Annotated in this window: 15 protein-coding genes; 6 read left to right on the forward strand and 9 right to left on the reverse strand. The window is 67.4% G+C overall.

Annotated elements, in window-relative coordinates:
- Window positions 1–23 precede the first annotated feature (23 nt).
- Window positions 24–926 (reverse strand): segregation and condensation protein A, encoded by a 903-nt coding sequence (locus ACFWZ1_RS07350; protein ID WP_231325057.1) that lies wholly within the window; start codon window positions 924–926, stop codon window positions 24–26.
- Between the two features lie 692 nt (window positions 927–1,618).
- Between ACFWZ1_RS07350 and ACFWZ1_RS07355 the strand changes: the two genes are divergently transcribed.
- Window positions 1,619–1,987: a PilZ domain-containing protein gene (locus tag ACFWZ1_RS07355; RefSeq protein ID WP_439665942.1), complete on the forward strand. Its 369-nt coding sequence runs from the start codon at window positions 1,619–1,621 to the stop codon at window positions 1,985–1,987.
- Window positions 1,988–2,046: 59 nt separating this feature from the next.
- Here the strand turns inward: ACFWZ1_RS07355 and ACFWZ1_RS07360 are convergent, their stop codons facing one another.
- A complete protein-coding gene (locus ACFWZ1_RS07360; RefSeq protein ID WP_439665943.1) occupies window positions 2,047–3,732 on the reverse strand; it encodes an AMP-binding protein in 1,686 nt (561 codons plus the stop codon).
- A 98-nt stretch (window positions 3,733–3,830) separates the two neighbouring features.
- Here ACFWZ1_RS07360 and ACFWZ1_RS07365 point away from each other — a divergent pair, with 98 nt between their 5' ends.
- Window positions 3,831–4,271, forward strand: a complete 441-nt coding sequence (locus ACFWZ1_RS07365) for a hypothetical protein (protein ID WP_439665944.1) — start codon at window positions 3,831–3,833, stop codon at window positions 4,269–4,271.
- Window positions 4,272–4,380: 109 nt separating this feature from the next.
- Here ACFWZ1_RS07365 and acnA read toward each other — a convergent pair whose 3' ends face one another.
- Complete coding sequence (gene acnA / locus ACFWZ1_RS07370; RefSeq protein ID WP_439665945.1) at window positions 4,381–7,059, reverse strand: aconitate hydratase AcnA; 2,679 nt, start codon at window positions 7,057–7,059, stop codon at window positions 4,381–4,383.
- Window positions 7,060–7,320: 261 nt separating this feature from the next.
- Here acnA and ACFWZ1_RS07375 point away from each other — a divergent pair, with 261 nt between their 5' ends.
- The gene (locus tag ACFWZ1_RS07375) at window positions 7,321–8,253 is read left to right on the forward strand and encodes a LysR family transcriptional regulator (RefSeq protein WP_231325067.1); all 933 of its coding nucleotides are present in this window, start codon (window positions 7,321–7,323) and stop codon (window positions 8,251–8,253) included.
- A 17-nt stretch (window positions 8,254–8,270) separates the two neighbouring features.
- On the opposite strand, the gene hflD is transcribed toward ACFWZ1_RS07375, so the two are convergent.
- The 3 genes from hflD to ACFWZ1_RS07390 are packed head-to-tail and all read right to left on the reverse strand — an operon-like array spanning window position 8,271 to window position 10,511.
- Window positions 8,271–8,894: a high frequency lysogenization protein HflD gene (hflD, locus tag ACFWZ1_RS07380; protein WP_231325942.1), complete on the reverse strand. Its 624-nt coding sequence runs from the start codon at window positions 8,892–8,894 to the stop codon at window positions 8,271–8,273.
- A 19-nt stretch (window positions 8,895–8,913) separates the two neighbouring features.
- Complete coding sequence (gene mnmA / locus ACFWZ1_RS07385; RefSeq protein WP_439665946.1) at window positions 8,914–10,026, reverse strand: tRNA 2-thiouridine(34) synthase MnmA; 1,113 nt, start codon at window positions 10,024–10,026, stop codon at window positions 8,914–8,916.
- Window positions 10,023–10,511 carry an NUDIX hydrolase gene (locus tag ACFWZ1_RS07390; RefSeq protein ID WP_439665947.1) on the reverse strand — a complete coding sequence of 163 codons (489 nt, stop codon included), beginning with the start codon at window positions 10,509–10,511 and terminating at the stop codon, window positions 10,023–10,025. Before ACFWZ1_RS07390 ends, mnmA begins: the two co-directional genes overlap by 4 nt.
- Window positions 10,512–10,640: 129 nt before the next feature.
- On the opposite strand from ACFWZ1_RS07390, the gene clpS reads away from it, so the two are divergent.
- Both clpS and clpA read left to right on the forward strand, forming a co-directional pair.
- On the forward strand, window positions 10,641–10,967 hold the full coding sequence (clpS, locus tag ACFWZ1_RS07395; RefSeq protein ID WP_091332759.1) for an ATP-dependent Clp protease adapter ClpS: 327 nt from the start codon (window positions 10,641–10,643) through the stop codon (window positions 10,965–10,967).
- Window positions 10,968–11,032: 65 nt separating this feature from the next.
- Window positions 11,033–13,303, forward strand: coding sequence for an ATP-dependent Clp protease ATP-binding subunit ClpA (gene clpA / locus ACFWZ1_RS07400; protein ID WP_231325072.1), 2,271 nt, complete (start codon window positions 11,033–11,035; stop codon window positions 13,301–13,303).
- Window positions 13,304–13,458: 155 nt separating this feature from the next.
- Here the strand turns inward: clpA and infA are convergent, their stop codons facing one another.
- Together infA and ACFWZ1_RS07410 are read right to left on the reverse strand one after the other, a co-directional pair.
- A complete protein-coding gene (infA, locus tag ACFWZ1_RS07405) occupies window positions 13,459–13,677 on the reverse strand; it encodes a translation initiation factor IF-1 (protein WP_019466733.1) in 219 nt (72 codons plus the stop codon).
- An 84-nt stretch (window positions 13,678–13,761) separates the two neighbouring features.
- Window positions 13,762–14,046, reverse strand: coding sequence for a polyhydroxyalkanoic acid system family protein (locus tag ACFWZ1_RS07410; RefSeq protein WP_439665948.1), 285 nt, complete (start codon window positions 14,044–14,046; stop codon window positions 13,762–13,764).
- A gap of 98 nt (window positions 14,047–14,144) precedes the next feature.
- On the opposite strand from ACFWZ1_RS07410, the gene ACFWZ1_RS07415 reads away from it, so the two are divergent.
- A complete protein-coding gene (locus ACFWZ1_RS07415) occupies window positions 14,145–14,912 on the forward strand; it encodes an FHA domain-containing protein (RefSeq protein WP_231325075.1) in 768 nt (255 codons plus the stop codon).
- A gap of 36 nt (window positions 14,913–14,948) precedes the next feature.
- On the opposite strand, the gene ACFWZ1_RS07420 is transcribed toward ACFWZ1_RS07415, so the two are convergent.
- On the reverse strand, window positions 14,949–16,541 hold the full coding sequence (locus ACFWZ1_RS07420) for an ATP-dependent DNA ligase (RefSeq protein ID WP_439665949.1): 1,593 nt from the start codon (window positions 16,539–16,541) through the stop codon (window positions 14,949–14,951).
- Window position 16,542 lies beyond the last annotated feature (1 nt).

Raw genomic sequence — 16,542 nt, forward strand, 5'->3', positions numbered from 1 at the left:
GAGATGCGAAGGGGGCCGCGCCGTCAGTCGGCGGCGGCGGAAACCGGCATGTCGTCCGGTAGTTCGTCGTTTTCTTCGGCCAGCGCGGTCTTTGCCTTGACGTAGATCGGCGCCAGCGGCTCTTCCTGCACGATCTCGACGAGCATTTCCTTGGCCAGTTCAAGCATGGCCAGGAAAGTCACCACTACGCCCAGGCGGCCTTCGTTGATGTCGAACAGGCTTTCGAAGCGGTGGAAGGTGCTGTCTTCCAGCCGGCTCAGCAGTTCGCCCATCCGCTGGCGCACGCTCAACGCCTCGCGCTTGATCGCGTGATGGCCGAACAGCTCGGCGCGGTGCATCACGTCCTTGAGCGCCAGCAGCATTTCCTTCAGGTCCAGCGGCGGCGGCAGCTTCACCACGTTGCGCTCGCCCACGTCGGCCTGCACCACTACCGTGTCGCGTTCCAGCCGGGGCAGGGTGTCGATGTCCTCGGCGGCCTTCTTGAAGCGCTCGTATTCCTGCAGGCGGCGCACCAGTTCGGCGCGAGGGTCGTCCTCGATGCCCTCCTCGGCGGGCGGCCGGGGCAGCAGCAGGCGCGACTTGATCTCGCCCAGGATCGCGGCCATCAGCAGGTACTCGGCGGCCAGCTCCAGCCGCATCGAGTCCCGCATCATGTCGATGTATTCCATGTATTGCCGCGTAATTTCGGCAATCGGAATGTCCAGGATGTCCAGGTTCTGCCGGCGGATCAGGTACAGCAGCAGGTCCAGCGGGCCCTCGAACGCTTCGAGAAAAACTTCCAAGGCGTCCGGCGGGATGTACAGGTCCTGCGGCATCTGCAGCATGGGTTCGCCACGCACGACCGCCAGCGGCATTTCCTGCTGCTGGGGGATCGACGCGAAGGCGTCCTGCGACGGTGCGGCCGGCTGCTGCGGTTCTGTGCTCATCAATGCATGTCGTGAGGCCGCTCACGCGGCCGGCAATGCGTTCAAAACCTGTCGTCCTGGCGGGCGGTGCCCTGTGGACGGGTATCCCCTCGTGACCGCGGCTTCGGGCCGGCGATCGGTCAAGCTGGCTCGCCGGTTCCGGCGCAGCCGTCGCCGCGTGTCGCTTGACGAAGCCGCACCACGGCGGTTCGGTCAGGCGGGCTCGGGCGACCACCAAGGCGTCCACGCCGGGCATCGGGCCCTGGAACGAACGCAAGACAGGATGGCGACACGGCGCCACGGACGGTATCAATCGGTCTGCCGGGACTCGGATGCGTGCCGCGATGGCCGGTATCGACCGGCACGGCGCACGCTGGAACCGGGCATGGGGACAGGTTAGCGGTAGCGTTGCGGCAAGTCCAGTGCGCAAGTGCTCGCTCATGGGGCAGCATGTGACACGGTGCGTCGTGCAGAAGCCGGGCGCGGCAGTTCCAGTGCGGTGCCGGGCGGGCAGGGGATGACGTCGCACCGATCCATGGATGGCATGGCGTTTGCTTTATCGTGCCCATGAGATGCCGTTTTCCCGCTGCGCGAACGGTCCGCTGAACACTGGCGGCTCACAGGCAGCAACCAGGTGTCGATGGGACGCAGGATGCGTCGTAGGATCGCAGGGACGTCACAGGAGCGCGGGTGCGTTTCGCTTGGGGAGTTAGATGACGATCGAAGACAACGTGGCGGATGAATCGGGCCCCAAGTTCCTGCGGCCCGCGCGCATGCGCATCGAAACCACCGTGCTCATGAGCCACGGGGTGCAGTCGCATCCGACCGAACTGGTCGACATCTCCGCCACGGGCGCGCTGCTGCGCCGACCGCTGGGCTGGCAGGGCGAGCTGGGGCAGAACTGGGTGCTGGACATGATCTTCGGCCGCGACCTGCACATCCACCTGGAGGCAGTGGTCGCGCGCATCTCCGACCGCCACATCGGCTTTGCCTACTCGCGCATCCCGGAAGACAAGCAGGTGCCGTTGTGGAACCTGCTGGGTGGTTACGCGGACATCCTGGAGCATTGGCGGGAGGAGTGATCCGGCCGCGCGCTTTTCCGTAGGAACCCGCAAGCGGGCTCCCACGAAGACCCGGACGCTCAGGCCGGAGCTTTCTTTGGCTCGTTGCGCAGCTCGCGGCGAAGGATCTTGCCCACGTTCGACTTCGGCAGCGCATCGCGGAATTCGATCTGGCGCGGGCGCTTGTAGCCGGTCAGGTTGTCGTGGCAGAACTGCTTGAGGACGTCGGCCGTCAGCGCAGGGTCCTTGCGCACCACGAAAAGTTTCACCACCTCGCCCGAGTGCTCGTCCGGCACGCCCACGGCGGCTACCTCGGCCACGCCGGGGTGTTGCATCACCACGTCCTCGACCTCGTTCGGATACACGTTGAAGCCGGACACCAGGATCATGTCCTTCTTGCGGTCGACGATGTAGACGTAGCCGTTCTCGTCCATCCGGGCGATGTCGCCGGTGTGCAGCCAGCCATCGGCGCCCAGCACCTTCGCGGTCTCGTCCGGACGCTGCCAATAGCCCTGCATTACCTGCGGGCCACGCACCATGAGCTCGCCCACTTCGCCGATCGACAAGGGCTGGTTTTCCTCCGACCAGATCGCCACGTCGGTGGACGGCACGGGCAGGCCGATCGATCCGTTGTAGTCCCGAAGGTCCAGCGGGTTGATGCACACCGCCGGCGAGGTTTCGGTCAGGCCATAGGCCTCGGCCAGGGTGCAACCGGTGGTTTTCTTCCATCGCTCGGCCACCGCGCGTTGCACGGCCATGCCGCCGCCCAGGGTCAGGTGCAGGCGCGAGAAGTCCAGATCGGCGAAACCGGGCGTGTTGAGCAGGCCGTTGAACAGCGTGTTGACGCCGGTCAGCGCGGTGAAGCCGGACTTCTTCAGTTCCTTGACGAAGCCGGGCATGTCGCGCGGGTTGGTGATCAGCCAGTTCAGGCCGCCCAGGCGCATGAAAACCAGGCCGTTCGCCGTCAGCGAGAAGATGTGGTACAGCGGCAGGGCGGTGATGATCACCTCCTCGCCGGGCTTGGCCAGGTCGCCGATCCAGGCGCTGGCCTGCAGCATGTTGGCGACCATGTTGCCGTGGCTGAGCATCGCGCCCTTGGCCACGCCCGTAGTGCCGCCGGTGTACTGCAGGAAAGCGAGGTCGTCGTGGCCCAGCTCGACCTTGGGCATGGGATGCGAGGCGCCCTGCGCCAGTGCGTCGCGGAAGCGCACCGCCTTCGGCAACGAGTAGGCGGGCACCATCTTCTTCACGTGCTTGAGCACGAAGTTGACCAGCGCCCCCTTGGGGAAACCCAGCAGGTCGCCGATGCCGGTGGTGATCACGTGTTCGACGTGGGTTTCGTCGATGACCTCCTGCAACGTGGAGGCGAAGTTGTCCAGCACCAAGATCGCCTTGGCGCCGGAATCTTCCAATTGGTGCCTGAGTTCGCGCGCGGTGTAGAGCGGGTTGGTGTTGACCACCACCAGGCCCGCGCGCAGCGCGCCGAACAGCGCGATCGGGTACTGCAGCACGTTGGGCAGCATGATGGCGAGTCGATCGCCCTTCTCAAGGCCCAGCACGCCGGTGAGGTAACCGGCGAACTGGCGGCTCAAGGTCTCGATCTCGCCGTAGCTCAGCCGCTTGCCGAAACTGGAGAAGGCCGGCTTGTCGCGGAACTTGCCGAAGGCTTCTTCCACCACCTCCGCCACCGATGCATAGGCGTTGACGTCGATCTCGGCGGGCACGTCATGCGGATAGTGGGCAAGCCACGGACGCTCGTTGCTCATGTACTGTTCCTGTTCCCCGTTCGGCCTCGCGGCCAAGGCATTGGAGCATACGCCCGCGCACGGCGGCAAGCCGCGCCGCGGCGAGGATCGGAGGGTTCATGCGAGTACGAAAAATACTGCCTTCCCTTGGGCTCGCGCTGGTGTTCGTGGCCTTGGCCGGCTGTCGGCATACGCCGGACGAAACGCGCGTGCGCGAGGCCATCGCATCCGTCGAGCAGGCGGCCGAACAGGCCGATGCCGGTGGCGTTGTCGAGCCGCTCAGCGAGGACTTCGACGGTAACGGCGGCCGGCTTGAGCGCAAGGACATCGCGAACCTGGTCCGCCTGGCGTACCTGCGTGGCGAGCGCATCGGGGCGACGCTTGGACCGATCTCGGTGGAGCAGCGCGGCGAGCGGCTGATGGCGGATTTCACTGTCACCCTCACCCAGGGCAGTCGTCTGCTGCCGGACGCGGCCGGGGTGTACCACGTGGGAACGGCGTGGCGCAGGGAAGGTGGCGAGTGGCGCTGCTACAGCGCGACGTGGGAGCGGCAGCTTTAGTGCGCTCGTCGGGTGGGTTTCAGCCCACCTTTCCCCCGCAGGGCGGTGGGATGAAGCACGAAAAAAAGGCCGCCCGGAGGCGGCCTTTTCTCTGCAACTGCGGCGGGGCTCAGGCGGCCTTGCGGCCGGCGAGCTGACGCAGCACGTACTGCAGGATGCCGCCGTGACGGAAGAAGTCGCGCTCCTTCGGCGTGAGCAGCATGACGTGCACGGCGAACTCCTTTTTCGTGCCGTCGGCCGCCGTTGCGATCACCTTCGCCTCCTTCGACTCGCCGCCTTCCAGGCCCAGGATTTCGATCGACTCCTTGCCGGTCAGTCCCAGCGACTGCGCGTTCTCGCCGTGCTTGAACTGCAGCGGCAACACGCCCATGCCGACCAGGTTCGAGCGGTGGATACGCTCGAAGCTCTCGGCGATCACCGCCTTGATGCCCAGCAGCAGCGTGCCCTTGGCCGCCCAGTCGCGCGAGGAGCCGGTGCCGTATTCCTTGCCGGCGATGACCACCAGCGGCGTGCCTTCGGCCTTGTACTTCATGGACGCGTCGTAGATGGACATCTCCTCGCCCGAGGGGACGTGCACGGTATAGCCGCCCTCGACGCCGTCCAGCATCAGGTTCTTGATCCGGATGTTGGCGAAGGTGCCGCGCACCATCACGTCGTCGTTGCCGCGGCGCGAACCGTACGAGTTGAAGTCCTTGGGCTCCACGCCCTTGGAGATCAGATAACGACCAGCCGGGCTGTCCTTCTTGATCGAGCCGGCCGGCGAGATGTGGTCGGTGGTGATCGAGTCGCCGAACAGGCCCAGCACGCGCGCGCCATGCAGGTCGTCGACCTTGGACAGCTCCATCGTCATGCCGTCGAAGTAGGGCGGGTTCTTGATGTAGGTCGAATCCTCCCAGCCGTACAGCGCGCCCTCGGCCGACGGAATCCGGTTCCAGCGGCTGTCGCCCTTGAACACGTCGGCGTAGTTCTTCTCGAACATCTGCGGGTTGATCGCGCCGGCGATGGCGTCGGAGATTTCCTGGTTGGTCGGCCAGATGTCCTTCAGGTAGACCGGCTGGCCGTCGTCGCCCAGGCCGATGGCATCCTTGGTCAGGTCGATGTCCAGCGTGCCGGCCAGCGCGTAGGCGACCACCAGCGGCGGCGAGGCCAGATAGTTCATCTTCACTTCGGCGTGGACGCGGCCTTCGAAGTTGCGGTTGCCCGAGAGCACCGAGGCGACGGCCAGGTCACCCGCGCCGATGCCCTGGCTGATTTCGGCCGGAAGCGGGCCGGAGTTGCCGATGCAGGTGGTGCAGCCGTAGCCGACGATGTAGAAGCCGACCTTCTCGAGCTCCTTCAGCAGGCCGGTCTTTTCGAGGTAGTCGCTGACCACCAGCGAACCCGGGCCGATCGAGGTCTTCACCCACGGCTTGGCCTTCAGGCCCTTGGCGGCCGCCTTCTTGGCGACCAGGCCGGCGCCGAGCATCACCGCCGGGTTGGAGGTGTTGGTGCAGGAGGTGATCGCGGCGATCACCACAGAGCCGTCCTTGAGCGTGAAATTCTCGCCGTCCTTGGTCACGCCGACGCTGCCACTACCGGACTTGCGGCTGGCGGTGAGCGGGCCAACCACGTCGTGGAAGCTCTGCTTCACGCCTTCGAGCAGCACGCGATCCTGCGGGCGCTTGGGGCCGGCCATGGACGGGCGCACGTCGGCGAGGTTGAGTTCGAGCGTCGTAGTGAACTCGGGCGTGACGCTGTTCTCGTCGTGCCACATGCCCTGCGCGCGGGCATAGGCCTCGACCAGCTTGATCTGCTCTTCGCTGCGGCCGGAAAGGCGCAGGTAGTTGATCGCTTCCTGGTCGACCGGGAAGATGCCGCAGGTCGCGCCGTATTCCGGGGCCATGTTGCCGATCGTGGCGCGGTCGGCCAGCGGCAGGTGCTTGAGGCCATCGCCGAAGAACTCGACGAACTTGCCCACCACGCCGAGCTTGCGCAGCATCTGGGTGACGGTCAGCACCAGGTCGGTGGCGGTCACGCCTTCGGGCAGCTTGCCGGTCAGCTTGAAGCCGACAACCTGCGGGATCAGCATCGAGGAGGGCTGGCCCAGCATGGCCGCCTCGGCCTCGATGCCACCCACGCCCCAACCCAGCACGCCCACGCCGTTGATCATGGTGGTGTGCGAGTCGGTGCCGAACACGGTGTCCGGATAGGCCCACGGCTGCCCATCCTTCTCGGCGGTGAACACCACGCGGGCCAGGTGCTCCAGGTTGACCTGGTGGACGATGCCGGTGCGCGGCGGCACGACCTTGAAGTTGTTGAATGCCTTCTGGCCCCAGCGCAGGAACGCGTAGCGCTCCTGGTTGCGCTCGAACTCGATTTCTACGTTCTTCTCCAGCGCCGATTCCGAACCGTACACGTCGACCTGCACCGAATGGTCGATCACCAGTTCGGCGGGCGCCAGCGGGTTGATCTGGGTGGCATCGCCGCCGAGCTTGACCACCGCATCGCGCATCGCCGCCAGGTCGACCACGCAGGGCACGCCGGTGAAGTCCTGCAGCACCACGCGCGCGGGCATGAAGGAGATTTCGGTATCGGGCTCGGCCTTGGCCTGCCAGTTGGCGACCGCCTCGATTTCCTTCGTGGTGACGTTGATGCCGTCTTCGTGCCGCAGCAGGTTCTCAAGCAGGATCTTCAGCGAGTACGGCAGCCGCTTGAGGTCGAAGCGCTCGCCGAACTTGGCGAGGTTGGCGTACGCATAGCGCTTGCCGTTGACCTCGAGGGTGTCGCGGATGGAAAACGAGTCTTTCATGACGAAACTCCTGGCTTGAGCTTTGAAGCGGCTGGGGAGAGCTGGCATTGCGGCGGCCAAGCGCGCGCAAAGGCCCGTGATTATCGCAAATACCGCGTCCACGCGTCCTCGCGGCGCCTGGGGTCGGGCGGGCTTGGCGGGCAGGCATGCTCGCGGCGCGGGCGAGCGGGGCGGCTAGAATGGCCCGGATACGCCGACCATCCCGCCGTTGGCCGCCAAGCATGCGACGGCCCGCCCCTCCGCACAAACGCTTTTGGTGACATGCAGCATTCGATGATTTCGACGGCGCTCTCGGCGGTATCGCTGCGCGACCTGGCGCTGGTGCAGGCGGTGCATCGGCATGGCAGCTTCAACAGCGCGGCGCGGGCAATGCACATCAGCCCGTCGGGGCTTTCGCACCAGGTGCAGAAGGTCGAGCAGGCGCTGGGTGCGCCGCTGTTCGAGCGCGGCGGCCGGCGCATCGTGCCGACCGCCGGCGGGCAGCGGCTGCTGGAGCGGATCAGCGCGGTGCTGGATGCGGCCGAGCTCCTGCAGCAGGCCGCCCGCGCCGGCACGGTTGCCTTCGGCGGCGAGCTGCGCCTGGGCGTGCCGGCCTCGCTCGGTCCCTATCTGCTGCCGCACCTGGTCGAGCCGTTTCCGTTGCACTTTCCGGCCGCCAGGTTGAGCTTGTCCGAGGGCAAACCGCGTGGCCTGCTGCGGCGCCTGCACGAGGGGGAACTCGATGCGGTGCTGGCACCGCCGGCTACCGCCGCGAGTGGCATCGCCACGCGGCCGTTATTCGCCGAGCCGTGGCAGGTGCTGTTCCGGGCGGACCATCCGCTGGCCGGCCGCGCCAACGTGACGCTGGACGAGCTGGATGAGGCCGAGGCCACGCTGATGGCCGAGAGCCATCCGGACGGCATCGACGGCCAGGGCGGCCATGGCGGTCACGTGCAGGACGTCAGCCTGGAAAGCCTGGCGGCGCTGGTCGGGCTGCGTGGCGGCTACGCGCTCGTGCCGGCGTTGGCGCGCGAGCGGCTGGCCTCGAAGCCCGAGCTGACCGTGGTGCCATTGGAAGGCGCCGTGCCGGGCCGACAGATCGCGTTGTACTGGCGGGAGGCGTCGCCCTGGCACGCGGACATCCAGGCGTTCGCCGAGTTGCTGCAGGAGGTGGCGAGCAGGCGGCCAGGATTGGTGGTGGGGCCGGTGGGCTGAAGCCCACCGCACCGCGCTCAGCCGTTGTCCAGCGTCACGCCCGTCAGCAACCCGCGCGCCAGCATGCTGCACTGGCGGCGGTTGAGGACGATCTGCCACTGCCGCCCGCCGACCTGGCGCCACAGCACGGCCGAACGCACGGCGGCCAGCAGGTTGGCGCGCACCTTTTCCACGACCGCCGGCTGCTGCAGGAACTGCGGGTTCCCGCTGACCATCACGCGCGGGCTCAGCGTGGACAGGGTCGATGCGTAGAGGTCGGCCAGGCGCCGGACGACCTGCGGGGAGTCCTGGCCGAAATGCGCCACCTGGCGCTGGGCGGCGACCACGCCTTCCTGCAGTTTCGCGGTCAGCTCGGGCCGGCGGGCCAGGCTGCGTTCCAGCCGCATGACGGTCACCGCCATCCGGGTCAGTCCCATGTCGCGGCTGCTGTCGTCGAGCTGGCCGATCAGGTTGCGCAGGCCCAGCCGCACGCCTCCCACGCCACCGTAGACGGCCGCCACCGACGGCGCGTCGATGCGGAACACGCTGGCCACGCTCGACTCCATCGCCCCTTCGTCGCAGCGCCCCTGGTTGGCCAGTTGCTGCGCCAGGCCCGCCGCCTGGAACAGGCCGGCCAGCGCGAGCACGCGCGGTTCGTTCATGGCGAGGATATCGAGCACGTCAGGGTCCTGCGGGAAGAAGGGAAAGGCCGCCAAACGGCGCATCGGTGGCCGCGATCACGGCGCCGCCCAGGCAGGCTTCGCCGTCGTAGAACGCCACCGACTGGCCCGGGGTGACCGCCCGCTGGGGTTCGTCGAAGCGCACCTCCAGCCCGTCGGGCAACCATTGGACCTCGCATGCCTGGTCCGCTTGCCGGTAACGGGTCTTGGCGGTGCAGCGGAAGGCGGTTGCCGGAGCCGCGCCGGCTACCCAGGTCGGCGCTTCGGCAAGCAGGCGCTTCGACTGCAGCCAGTGGTTTTCGCCGCCCTGCGCCACGTAGAGCACGTTCGCTCCCACGTCCTTGCCGACCACGTACCACGGCTCGCCACCCATGCCCTGGCGCCCGCCGATGCCCAGCCCGTTGCGCTGGCCCAGCGTGTAATACATGGTGCCCTGGTGCTCGCCGACCAAGGCCCCTTCCGGGGTGCGCATTTCGCCGGGCCGCGCCGGGATGTACTGCGCCAGGAAACCGCGGAAGTCGCGCTCGCCGATGAAGCAGATGCCGGTCGAATCCTTCTTGGCATGCGTCGGCAGGGCGGCGGCTCGGGCCAGTTCGCGCACCAGCGATTTCTCGATCTCGCCGACCGGGAACAGCGTGGCGGACAACTGCCGCTGGCCCAGCGCGTGCAGGAAGTAGGTCTGGTCCTTGCCCGCGTCCACCGCACGCAGCAGGCGGTAGCGTCCGTCGCGCTCGTCGACGCGCGCGTAATGGCCGGTGGCGATCCTTTCAGCGCCCAGCGCCCGCGCCTCGTCCAGGAAGGTCTTGAACTTGATCTCGCGGTTGCACAGCACGTCCGGGTTGGGCGTGCGCCCGGCGCGGTACTCGGTGAGGAAGTGGGCGAAGACGCCGTCCCAGTATTCGGCCGCGAAGTTGCGCGCGTGGAAGGGGATTCCCAGGCGCCCGCATACCGCCAGGGCGTCCTTGCGGTCGGCGTCGGCGGTGCAGGGGCCGTCGCGGTCGTCCTCTTCCCAGTTCTGCATGAACAGGCCTTCGACCTCGTGGCCGGCCTGCTTGAGCAGCAGCGCGGCGACCGACGAGTCGACCCCGCCGGACACGCCCAGCATCACCTTCATGGCAGGGCAGGCTCCGCAAGCAGACTGGACAGTACGTCCAGCGGCAGGCGCCGGCCCGCCAGCCAGGCATCGATGCTGAGCAGCACCATGGGACTGCGCAGGCGCCCGCCCAGCGCGGCGATCTCGGCGCGGGTCAGCCACACTGCGCGGCGGATACCCTCGTCGAGTGCGCGATGCGGGTCGTGCGCCAGCGCGCGCGCCGCGAAGCTGAAGCGGACCACGCCCTCGCCATGCTCGGTACTGCGCCACTGGTGCACGCCCAGGAAATGCTCGACCTCGATCGTCCAGCCGGTTTCCTCCAGCGTTTCGCGCACCGCAGCCTGCAGGAGGCTTTCCCGGTCGTCCAGGTGGCCAGCCGGCTGGTTGTAGACGAGGCGGCCGTCGACCTCCTCCTCGACCATCAGGTAACGCTCGCCACGCGCGACCACGCAGGCGACGGTGACGCGGGGGCGCCAGACGGAAGGATCGGTGGAAGTGACGGACATCGGGGACGGGAGGGGTGGAAATGCGCCATTGTGCCATCACCTAAACGAGGCGCGTCCTGCACGGCGGCGCGACGGGGCTGCATCCGTCGCGGCGTATACTCCGTACCAGCAACAAAGTCCCCACGAGCAATGGCCCACGAACCCGAACACGACCCCGGCAGCGGACACGGCCTGGCCGTCGAGACCAGCCGCCCGGAACTGGCACGGCCGCCACTTTTTCAAGTTGTGCTGCTGAATGACGATTTCACTCCCATGGACTTCGTGGTCGAAGTGCTGCGTGGCTTCTTTGCCATGGACCAGGAACGCGCGGTGCAGGTGATGCTGCACGTGCATACCCGTGGCAAGGGTGTGTGCGGGGTCTTTACCCGCGAGGTGGCGGAGACGAAAGTGACACAAGTGAACGAGTACTCACGGACTCATCAGCATCCCTTGTTGTGCACTATGGAAAAGCTATGAGCAGCCCCATCTTGTAGCCATCGCGGCATAGCCGCCCAAGCCAATCCCAAGCGGAGAAGGTCCGGATGTTCAGCAAGGATCTCGAAGTCACCATCGGCCACTGCTACAAGCAGGCCCGCGAGCAGCGCCACGAGTTCATGACCGTGGAGCACCTGTTGCTCGCCCTCACTGAAAACCAGTCCGCGCTGGGGGCCTTGCGTGCCTGCGGCGTGGACCTGCCGCGGCTGTCGGCCGAACTGGAGCGGATCATCGCCGAGACCGTGCCGGTGCTGCCGCACGGGGACGAGCGCGACACCCAGCCGACGCTCGGCTTCCAGCGCGTACTGCAACGCGCGGTCTACCACGTGCAGTCCTCCGGCCGCAAAGAGGTCACCGGCGCCAATGTGCTGGTGGCGATCTTCGGCGAAAAGGATTCCCACGCCGTCTACTTCCTGCACCAGCAGGAGATCACGCGGCTGGACGTCGTCAACTACATCTCGCACGGCATCGCCAAGATCGGCGACGAGCCGAGCACCGGCATGCCCGGTAGCGAGCGCGAGGGCGAGGAAGGTGCGGACAGCAAGGGCAACCCGCTCAGCGAGTACGCGACCAACCTCAACGACCTGGCGATGGAAGGCAAGATCGACCCGCTGATCGGCCGCCAGGACGAGATCGAGCGCACCATCCAGGTGCTCTGCCGCCGTCGCAAGAACAACCCGCTCTACGTTGGCGAGGCCGGCGTGGGCAAGACCGCGCTGGCCGAGGGCCTGGCCAAGCGCATCGTCGAGGGCGAGGTGCCCGAGGTGCTGGAAAGCGCTGTGATCTGGTCGTTGGACCTCGGTGCGCTGGTCGCCGGCACCAAGTATCGCGGCGACTTCGAGAAGCGCCTAAAGGCGGTGATCGGCCAGCTCAAGAAGCAGCCCGGCGCGATCCTGTTCATCGATGAGATCCACACCATCATCGGGGCCGGCTCGGCGTCGGGCGGCACCATGGATGCGTCCAACCTGATCAAGCCGATGCTGGCTTCGGGCGAGCTGCGCTGCATCGGTTCGACCACGTTTCAGGAATTCCGCGGGATCTTCGAGAAGGACCGCGCTTTGGCCCGTCGCTTCCAGAAGATCGACGTGGTCGAACCCACCGTGGCCGACAGCATCGAGATCCTCAAGGGGCTGAAGAGCCGCTTCGAGGAACATCACAACGTCGCCTATACCAATGAGGCGCTGAAAGCCGCGGTGGATCTGTCGGTCAAGCACATCCCCGACCGGCTGCTGCCGGACAAGGCCATCGACGTCATCGACGAGGCCGGCGCACGCCAGCGCCTGCTGCCCGAGGACCAGCGCACCGGCACCATCGACGTGCCTGAGGTGGAATACATCGTCGCCAAGATGGCGCGCATTCCGGCCAAGCAGGTTTCGGCGTCGGACCGGGACGTGCTCCGGAACCTCGAGCGCAACCTCAAGATGGTGGTGTTCGGGCAGGACCAGGCGATCGAGGCGCTGGCCGCGTCGATCAAGATGGCCCGCTCGGGCCTGGCCGATCCGACCAAGCCGATCGGCAGCTTCCTGCTCGCCGGTCCGACCGGTGTCGGCAAGACCGAGGTGACCAAGCAGCTGGCGCTGCAGCTGGGCATCGAGATGATCCGTTTCGACATGTCCGAGTACATGGAGGCGCATTCGGTCTCGCGCCTGGTCGGCGCGCCTCCGGGCTATGTCGGCTTCGACCAGGGCGGCCTGCTTACCGAGGCGGTGACCAAGCATCCGCACGCCGTGCTGTTGCTCGACGAGATCGAGAAGGCGCACCCGGACGTGTTCAACATCCTGCTGCAGGTGATGGACCGCGGCGTGCTGACCGATACCAACGGGCGCGAGGCGAACTTCAAGAACGTGATCCTCGTGATGACCACGAATGCCGGCGCGCAGCAGGCATCGCGACGGAGCATCGGCTTCGTCAAGCAGGACCACGCGACCGACTCGCTGGAGACGATCCGCAAGATGTTCACGCCGGAGTTCCGCAATCGCCTGGATGCGGTCATCCAGTTCCATGCACTGGACTTCGAGCACATCCTGCGCGTGGTCGACAAGTTCCTGATCGAGCTCGAAGCGCAGCTTGCGGACAAGCACGTCGTCCTGGACGTCGACGCCGATGCACGCCGCTGGCTGGCCGAGCACGGCTTCGACCCGCAGATGGGCGCGCGTCCGATGGCCCGCGTCATCCAGGAGAAGGTCAAGCGGGCGCTGGCGGACGAACTGCTGTTCGGCAAGCTGTCCGATGGCGGCAAGGTCCTGCTGAGCGTGCGCGAGGGCGAGCTGCACGTGGAGACCGAAGCGGCCGAGAAGATGCCGGTGGTGGTGGAGTAGCAGGGCGCCAAATGGCCTTGCAGGAGCGCTCTCGTGCGCGACCGCATGTATATCGCGGTCGCGCACGGATGCACCTCTGAAGGCGGCCTCCTTCGGAATTACGGGCACGAAAAAAGGCCGCGCATTGCGCGGCCTTTTCGTTTGTCCGTGGAAGCTTATTTCATGCGGTAAGTGATCCGCCCCTTGGTCAGGTCATAGGGAGTCATCTCGACCTTGACCTTGTCGCCCGTGAGGATGCGGATGTAGTGCTTGCGCATGCGGCCGGAAATGTGGGCGGTAATCACGTGCCCGTTCTCCAGCTGCACACGGAACATGGTGTTGGGCAGGGTCTCCTGGACCGTGCCTTCCATTTCGATGACGTCGTCTTTGGCCATGCGTTCCGGTGTATGGGGCCCGGCCGTGGCGGCCGCGTAAGCGGGCAAGTATGCCACCTCCGGGCCGCCCGATCAAAGTTGCAGTCAGGCGGCATCCCCGAAGTACTCGTCCAGCTTGCGCCGGATCTCCTGCTCCACCATGCCCTTGAGTGGCGACAGCATCAGGCCGAGCTCGGCGGTGACGTGGACCGCCTGCGGCGCCACCGCGATCGCGCCGCTCACGCCCGAACGGGAAAACCTCAGCGTGTCGCCTTCCCACTGGCTCTGCATGTCGAACTTTTCGCGCATCCGCGTGGCGACCTTTTCGACCACGGCGCGGGCCTGGTCCAGGGGCAGGTTGTGCGGACGGCGGATGTCGATCTTGGGCATGGCTGGGCTCCGTGTTGAAGCGTCCATCTTACGCGGCGAACGCGAAGCACATGCCATGCATCTGCTAGAGTCCCGGGCATCTCCGGATCGGTCTTCAGATGCGCATCGAGTTCCCCAATTCGGCTCGCGAGGAGTTCCGCTGGGCGCAGGTCGCTTTGCGCATCGGCAGCGCGCCGGACAACGACCTGGTGGTCTCCGCGCAGCAAGGCGCGGCGCACCACCTGCGTATCCTGCAGGATCGCCGCGGCTGGGTGCTCGAAGTCCTGTCGGGCGCCGGCCGGGTCTACGTCAACGCGCGCCCCGTGCGCGAGCGCGCGCTGTTGCGCGCAGGCGACATCCTGAGCCTGGGCGACTGCCGCATGTTGCTGTGCGCCGACGAGACACCCGCCAGGCGCGCGCCGGTGGCGCTTTCCGAGCAGGGCCGTTGTACCGCGGCGCTGCGTGCGGTGGCCGGGCCGTTGTCCGGGCGCGTGTTCCCGCTGCACGAGCGGCTGGAACTCGGGCCCCAGGGCGACCAGCCGCTGGAGCTGCCGCAGGCGACCACCGCGACGCTCGCGCTGTTCTGGAAAGAGGGCGAACTGCGCGTGGCCGCCAGCGCGACGCCGTCACGCTATCCGCTGCGGCTCAACGGGGCCGCGGTGGAACAGGCCGCGCTGCATCCGGGCGACCAGTTGGGCATCGCCATGCACCGCTTCCTGGTGGACGCGCCCGGGTTGCTGCCATCGCCGGTGGGGACGCCGCCGGAGCCGCCGGCCGCGCACCTCCCCGAGGACCAGGCCGGCCCGCGGGGCGAGGTGTGGTGGCTGATCGCCACGGCCGCGGTGCTGGCGCTCCTGATCGCGCTGATCCTGCTGGTGCGGTTCTAGCGGCGAAATCTCCTACAGGAAGCCTTGCGCCTGGACTCAGCCTTCGGCCATCCGCTTCAGTTCTTCCAGCCGATCGGCGTCGCGCACCGAAAGGTCCGTCCGCCAGCGCAGGATCCGCGGGAAGCGCACCGCCACGCCTGACTTGTGCCGCGTGGACCGCTGGATCGCCTCGTACGCCAGTTCGAACACATGCTCCGGTTCGACCGAACGCACCGGACCGAAGCGTTCGAGGGTATGCGCCCGGATCCACGCATCCAGCCGTGCGATTTCGGCATCGTCCAGCCCGGAGTAGGCCTTGGCCACCGGCACCAGATGGCCCCGGTCCCACACGCCGAAGGTGTAGTCGGTGAACAGGCCCGCCCGTCGCCCGTGGCCGGATTGGGCGTAGATCAGCACCGCGTCCAGCGTGTAGGGATCGACCTTCCACTTCCACCAGTCGCCCCGCTTGCGGCCGACGCGATAGGGCGAGTCCAGGCGTTTGAGCATCAAGCCCTCTGTGCGCCGCTCGCGCGATTGCTCGCGCAGTTGAGCCAAGGTGGCCCAGTCGTCGGTGTGGGCGGCGGGCGAGAGCAGCAGCGTCGGCGGCATGCCGTCCAGCAGCGCGGCGAGACGCTCGCGCCGCAGGTGCAGCGGCGTCTCGCGCAGGTCGGCGCCATCCAGTTCCAGCAGGTCGTAGGCCATGAAGCGCACCGGCGTCTCGGCCAGCAGCTTCGCGCCGGGCTTGAGCTTGCCGATGCGCTTCTGCAGGGCGGTGAACGGTCGCGGCGCCGCCGCCTCGCCATCCCAGGCGAGGATCTCCCCGTCGAGCACGCAGCCGGAGGGCAGGGCGCAGGCGGCCTGTTCGATTTCAGGGAAGCGTCCGTCCAGCCGCTCCTCGCCGCGCGACCACAGCCTCGCCTCGTCGGCGCGGCGCATGAGCTGGGCGCGGATGCCGTCCCATTTCCATTCGGCCAGCCAGTCGCCGCGTTCGCCCAGGCTCTCCGCCGGCGATTCCAGCGGCGAGGCGAGGAAGAAGGGATAAGGTCGATGCTCGCGATGGGCGTCGTCCTCCGCGGGTTGCGCCAGGGCCGCCAGCGAGCTGGTGCTCGGCCTCCAGTCGCCGCTCAGGCGATGGGCGATCAGGTCGGTGGGAAGTTGCGACCACAACGCCAGCGCCTGCACCACCAGGCGCTGCGACACGCCCACCCGCAGCGCGCCGGTGATCAGCTTGTTGAGCAGGAAGACTTCGTCCGGCGGCAGGGTTTTCCACCACGCCTGCAGTTGCGCCACGCGACCGGGCGGATCGAGCCGGCTCAAGGCCGGCAGGCGCTGCTCCATCCACGTGTGCAGCCGGGCATCGTCGGATGGCCGGCCGGACGGCAGCAGCAGGGCGATGGCTTCGGCCAGGTCGCCCACGTGCGCGTAACTCTCGTCGATGAGCCAGTCGGGGTAGCCCGTGGCCTCGCCGGTAGCCAGGCGCAATTCGGTGACGCTGGCCAGCCGGCGCAGCTTGCCGCCGCCGAGCACGTACACCGCCCAAGCCGCGTCGGCGGGGGGCGCGTCGTGCAGGTAGTCAGCGATGGCGTCGCGCTTGGCGGTGGTCGAGCCGGTGCGGTCGAGCGCGGCATAGAGCTGGACGAAGCGGCGCATC

Origin of the sequence: Frateuria sp. GZRe14, assembly GCF_051900395.1 — a bacterium.
Lineage (GTDB): Bacteria > Pseudomonadota > Gammaproteobacteria > Xanthomonadales > Rhodanobacteraceae > Frateuria_A > Frateuria_A edaphi.